Annotated in this window: 4 protein-coding genes; 3 read left to right on the top strand and 1 reads right to left on the bottom strand. The window is 40.1% G+C overall.

Annotated features, from left to right (window positions below):
* Window positions 1-161 precede the first annotated feature (161 nt).
* On the bottom strand, window positions 162-926 hold the full coding sequence (locus tag H4J63_RS19380) for an outer membrane protein assembly factor BamD (protein WP_007581382.1): 765 nt from the start codon (window positions 924-926) through the stop codon (window positions 162-164).
* Window positions 927-1067: 141 nt separating this feature from the next.
* Here H4J63_RS19380 and rluD point away from each other — a divergent pair, with 141 nt between their 5' ends.
* The 3 genes from rluD to clpB all read left to right on the top strand — a co-directional run bounded on the left by rluD (window position 1068) and on the right by clpB (window position 5449).
* A complete protein-coding gene (gene rluD, locus H4J63_RS19375) occupies window positions 1068-2045 on the top strand; it encodes a 23S rRNA pseudouridine(1911/1915/1917) synthase RluD (RefSeq protein ID WP_002962209.1) in 978 nt (325 codons plus the stop codon).
* A complete protein-coding gene (pgeF, locus tag H4J63_RS19370) occupies window positions 2045-2776 on the top strand; it encodes a peptidoglycan editing factor PgeF (RefSeq protein ID WP_182198058.1) in 732 nt (243 codons plus the stop codon). Before rluD ends, pgeF begins: the two co-directional genes overlap by 1 nt.
* Window positions 2777-2872: 96 nt before the next feature.
* Window positions 2873-5449, top strand: coding sequence for an ATP-dependent chaperone ClpB (clpB, locus tag H4J63_RS19365; protein WP_182198056.1), 2577 nt, complete (start codon window positions 2873-2875; stop codon window positions 5447-5449).
* Window positions 5450-5608 lie beyond the last annotated feature (159 nt).

Raw genomic sequence — 5608 nt, 5'->3', positions numbered from 1 at the left:
ATTGTTGTTTTGCCCAATGAGTATGTTCGTTAATCATAATGTGCCCTCAAACAAGATTTGAAGATCTGATCATGACATTGAGATTTAGTTCAAAAAAATCCCCGCTAATTTCTTAGCAGGGATTTGTATATAAGAGACAGCTTACTAAGCGCCTTTTTTGTTTATTTAGTTCTTTTATTTAGTCTTCGTGTTTGTTTTGCATGTTCACTAAGTTCAGTTAAACCTAATTGGTCGTAACTTTTTTCCATCATTTCAAGCGCTGGATCTAAGTAACTGCTTTGTGAGTAATGTTCAACAACAAATTTACCTCTATTAGCAGCAGCTAAATAAGCTTCACGCTCATAATAGTAAGTGGCTACTTTCAATTCATAACGAGCCATACGATTTAAAAGCCACACTAAACGACGCTTAGCTTCAGGTGCGTAATCACTTTTTGGAAAGCGTTTTACTAGTGTCGATAAATCGGTAAATGCAACACGAGTACGGTTAGCATCACGGTCAGCTCTATCTACACCAAAGTATTCTTGGAACGCATTTTTATCAGCTTTAATGTTTACTAAACCACGCATGTAATACATGTAATCTAGGTCTTTATGGTTTGGATTTAAGCGAATAAAGCGGTCAATGGTTGCAAGTGCTTGTTCAGTATTACCTGATTGGTAATGTGCATACACTAAGTCCATTTGTACTTGTTTAGAGAATGGCCCAAACGGATAGCGGGAGTCTATTGCACTCAAAAGTTCGATTGCACGAGCATATAGGCCAGAATCTAGTGTTTCTTTTGCATCTTCATATAAAGCGTGTGCAGATTTATTCGGTACACGTTGAATGTCTTCTTGGTCTGGAGCAGACGAACAAGCGCCTAAACTAAGTACAGAAACTGAAAAAACAATGGCAAATGCACGTTTCCCTATTTTATTTATCATTTTATTTGTTACCTTCGATGTCTTCGGCTAGGCCAAGTCGGTAAAACCGAGTAAACTATGCGTATTATATTATGCTTTTATTAAAAGCGATTCTAACCCAGTCGAGCAAAGCTTGCACTGGTAAATTGGGTAAAGTTACTAATGTCAGAGCAAATTTCTCTTCAAGCCGACGTTCCAACCGAACTAGGTGGTAAACGTCTAGACCAAGTATTAGCACAATTGTTCCCTGATTATTCACGTTCTCGTATAAAAACGTGGATATTGGATGATAAAATCACCGTAGATGGTGAAATTTTCAACACTCCACGCGAAAAGCTACTAGGTGGTGAAGTTGTAAGTGTTGAGACAACAATTGAAGCTCCACGCGAATACGAAGCACAAGATATCAAATTAAACATTGTTTATGAAGACGATGATATTTTGGTAATTAATAAACCAATGGGCCTAGTGGTTCACCCTGGAGCGGGCAATCCTAATGGAACAGTGCTAAACGCATTACTACATTACTACCCTGAAATAATTAACGTGCCACGCGCAGGTATTGTGCATCGTTTAGATAAAGACACGACCGGTTTAATGGTTGTAGCTAAAACGATTCCAGCACAAACGCATTTAGTAACAGCGCTACAAAAGCGTGAAAACTTCACGCGTGAATATGAAGCACTGTGTAATGGCACTATGACCGCAGGTGGTATGGTTGAAAAAGCGATTGGCCGCCATCCGACTCAGCGTACTCATATGGCAGTACATGAACTGGGTAAACCGGCAATTACACATTATCGTGTTGCTGAAAAATTCCGTGCTCATACTCGTTTACGTCTGCGCCTAGAAACAGGCCGTACTCATCAAATTCGCGTGCACATGGCACATTTAAATCATCCGCTAATTGGCGATCAATCTTATGGCGGCCGTCCGCGTCCACCTAAAGGTGCAACACCTGAGTTATTTGAGTTACTTCGTAGCTTTAGACGCCAAGCACTACATGCTGTAAAATTGAGTATTGCGCACCCAATCACCGGTGAAATGATGACATGGCAAGCACCTATCCCAGACGATATGGTCGCGATGACACATGCACTACGTGAAGATACTAAAGCTAATCCTGATATCGATAGATAATGCACTTATTGTCAGCTACATGGCAAAACCTTCATAAAGTAGGAACGTTAAGTACTACTTGTGGAGGTGGTGTTTCAAAAATCCCATTTAAAAGTTTTAATTTGGGATTCCATGTTGGTGATAATCAAAATCATGTATCAAAAAACCGCTCATTACTAACAAATCTCCTACCTAAACCTGCCGTGTGGCTAAATCAAGTTCATAGCTCTAATGTTGTTATTGTTGATGAACATTTTGATTTTGATGAGTTACACGATGGTGATGCGCTTTATACTCAGTTATTAAATCAGCCTTTGGCTATCATGACCGCCGATTGCTTACCTATTTTATTAGTGAGTGATGATGAAAAAGAAGTTGCAGCTATACACGGCGGCTGGCGAGGACTTGAGCAGGGAATTATTAAAAATACATTAGAGTGCTTTAGTACAGAATATGAAAACATAAATGCGTGGTTAGGGCCTGCAATTGGACCAAACCGATTTGAGGTTGGGGCAGAAGTGTTTGAGTTATTTCAAAAAAGGTCTTCTTCATTTATTCAAGCATTTACACCACAAGCTAATGGCAAATATCTTGCTGATATTTACGGTATTGCGCGTACTTTACTTACCCAGCAAGGAGTTAAAAATATTACGGGTGGCGACTATTGTACAGTCTCTCAAAGTGACTTATTTTTTTCTTATCGACGAGATGGACAAACAGGACGTATGGCTAGTTTGATCTGGCGCAAGTAATTAGTATCTTTAATCATTATATTTCCTCCTACACCTTGAACAAACACCTAAACATACCCATTAATTAAGCAATTAGATTATTTAATAGGTAACACCATGCGTTTAGATAGATTTACAAGTAAATTTCAATCTGCGCTCTCTGATGCGCAATCGCTAGCCCTTGGCCGCGATCATCAATTTATTGAACCCGTACATTTAATGTATTCACTACTAAAGCAAAGTGGCTCTAGCGTACGTGCATTATTTGCACAAACGGGTGTCAGCGCTGACGAACTCAACACCAAGCTTTCACAAGAAATAGAAAAATTATTTAAGGTCGAAGGTGTCGGTGGTGACGTTCAGCTATCAAATAATATGGCTTCACTTATTAATCTATGCGATAAGTACGCGCAAAAACGCAAAGACAAATATATTTCAAGTGAATTATTTGTACTGGCTGCATGCGATGATAAAGGTCCACTTGGCGATATATTTAGGTCGTTAAATATTACCTCGACCAAAATTGAAACTGCAATTAAAGCGATTCGCGGCGGCCAAAAAGTTGATGACCCAAATGCCGAAGAAACACGTCAAGCGCTTGAAAAGTTCACGATTGATCTAACTGAGCGAGCTGAGCAAGGTAAGCTTGACCCCGTTATTGGTCGCGATGACGAAATTCGCCGCACGATTCAGGTATTACAACGTCGTACTAAAAATAACCCTGTATTAATCGGTGAACCGGGTGTTGGTAAAACAGCAATCGCGGAGGGGTTAGCACAGCGTATTATTAACGGTGAAGTACCTGAAGGATTAAAAAATAAACGCGTACTATCACTTGATTTAGGTGCGTTAGTTGCGGGTGCTAAATACCGTGGCGAATTTGAAGAACGTCTAAAATCAGTATTAAACGAATTGGCTAAAGAAGAAGGCCAAGTCATTTTATTTATTGATGAAATACATACTATTGTGGGTGCAGGAAAAAGTGATGGCGCAATGGATGCAGGCAATATGTTAAAGCCAGCATTAGCACGCGGTGAGTTACACTGCGTTGGCGCAACCACGCTTGATGAATATCGTAAATACATAGAAAAAGACGCAGCTCTTGAGCGTCGATTTCAAAAGGTACTTATTGAAGAGCCATCTGTTGAAGATACCATCGCAATATTGCGTGGCTTAAAAGAGCGGTATGAGCTACATCATTCAGTAGAAATTACTGATCCTGCGATTGTAGCTGCGGCGCAGTTATCTCATCGTTACATTAGCGACCGTCAGTTACCTGATAAAGCAATTGATTTAATAGATGAAGCGGGTTCTTCAATTCGATTACAAATTGACTCAAAACCAGAGTCATTAGATAAACTCGAACGTCGCATTATCCAACTAAAGTTGGAGGATAATGCGCTAGCGAAAGAAAAAGACGAAGCAAGTCAAAAACGCCGAGCTGAAATGCAAGAATTGATCACCGACCTTGACGGCCAATACCGCGAGCTGGACGAAATATGGAATGCTGAAAAAGCATCACTTCAAGGCACGCAAGTAATTAAAGCCGAGCTTGAACAAGCAAGATTAGATTTAGATGTAGCGCGAAGAGCAAGTGATTTACAGCGTATGTCAGAGCTGCAATATGGACGAATTCCAGAGCTTGAGCGCAAGCTCGATTTAGCCTCACAAGCCGAAATGCAAGAAATGACTCTGCTTAAAAACCAAGTAGGTGAGGATGAAATTGCTGAAATATTGTCTCGTTGGACAGGTATTCCTGTGGCAAGAATGCTACAAGGTGAGCGTGAAAAGCTACTGCAAATGGAAGATAAGTTACACAGTAAGGTTATAGGGCAAGATGAAGCGGTTGTTGCTGTTTCTAATGCAATACGCCGCTCGCGTGCAGGGCTTGCAGATCCTAATCGTCCTATTGGCTCTTTCTTATTTTTAGGCCCAACTGGTGTGGGTAAAACAGAGCTTACAAAAGCACTGGCTGGTTTTATGTTTGATACCGAAGATGCCATGGTGCGTATCGACATGTCTGAGTTTATGGAAAAACATTCAGTTGCACGCTTAGTCGGGGCACCTCCCGGTTATGTGGGTTATGAAGAGGGCGGTTATTTAACAGAGGCAGTACGCCGTAAACCTTACTCAGTAATACTGCTTGATGAAATAGAAAAAGCACATCCAGATGTGTTTAATATTTTACTGCAAGTATTAGATGATGGCCGATTAACTGACGGGCAAGGTAGAACCGTTGATTTTAAAAATACCGTTATTATTATGACCTCAAATTTAGGTTCAGATATTATCCAAGAGCAAGCGGGTAATAATGACTACACGACCCTTAAAGCTAAAGTAATGGAAGTATTAATTAATGAGTTTAGGCCTGAGTTTATTAACCGTATAGACGAGACGGTTGTGTTCCATCCGTTAGCTAACGAGCACATAAAAGAAATAGCTGATATTCAGTTAATGAAATTACGTGAGCGTTTAACTGAAATGGGATATTTACTTGAAATAAGTGATGCGGCTCTTGATAAAATTGCAGCAAGTGGGTTTGATCCTGTGTACGGTGCACGTCCGCTTAAGCGGGCTATCCAACAAACGATAGAAAACCCACTGGCTCAAAAGCTACTTAATGGGGACTACATACCTGGTTGCGTGATTGTTATTGATGCAAATGACGACGCTTTGGTATTTACCAAACGCTAATTGTAAATAATTAAACTCTAAAGCCGCTAAAATAGCTGTCTCTTATACACAAATCCCTGCTAAGAAATTAGCGGGGATTTTTTTGAACTAAATCTCAATGTCATGATCAGATCTTCAAATCTTGTTTGAGGGCACATTATGATTAACGAACATACTCAT

The sequence above is a fragment of the Pseudoalteromonas sp. 5Ae-yellow genome (assembly GCF_014077565.1).
Lineage (GTDB): Bacteria > Pseudomonadota > Gammaproteobacteria > Enterobacterales > Alteromonadaceae > Pseudoalteromonas.
This window is presented reverse-complemented; position numbering and strand designations above follow the sequence as displayed.

Excerpts from the sequence above, each read along its gene's own strand:
- H4J63_RS19380 (WP_007581382.1), bottom strand. The coding sequence starts at position 926 with ATGATAAATAAAATAGGGAAACGTGCATTTGCCATTGTTTTTTCAGTT.
- rluD (WP_002962209.1), top strand. The coding sequence starts at position 1,068 with ATGTCAGAGCAAATTTCTCTTCAAGCCGACGTTCCAACCGAACTAGGT.
- pgeF (WP_182198058.1), top strand. The coding sequence starts at position 2,045 with ATGCACTTATTGTCAGCTACATGGCAAAACCTTCATAAAGTAGGAACG.
- clpB (WP_182198056.1), top strand. The coding sequence starts at position 2,873 with ATGCGTTTAGATAGATTTACAAGTAAATTTCAATCTGCGCTCTCTGAT.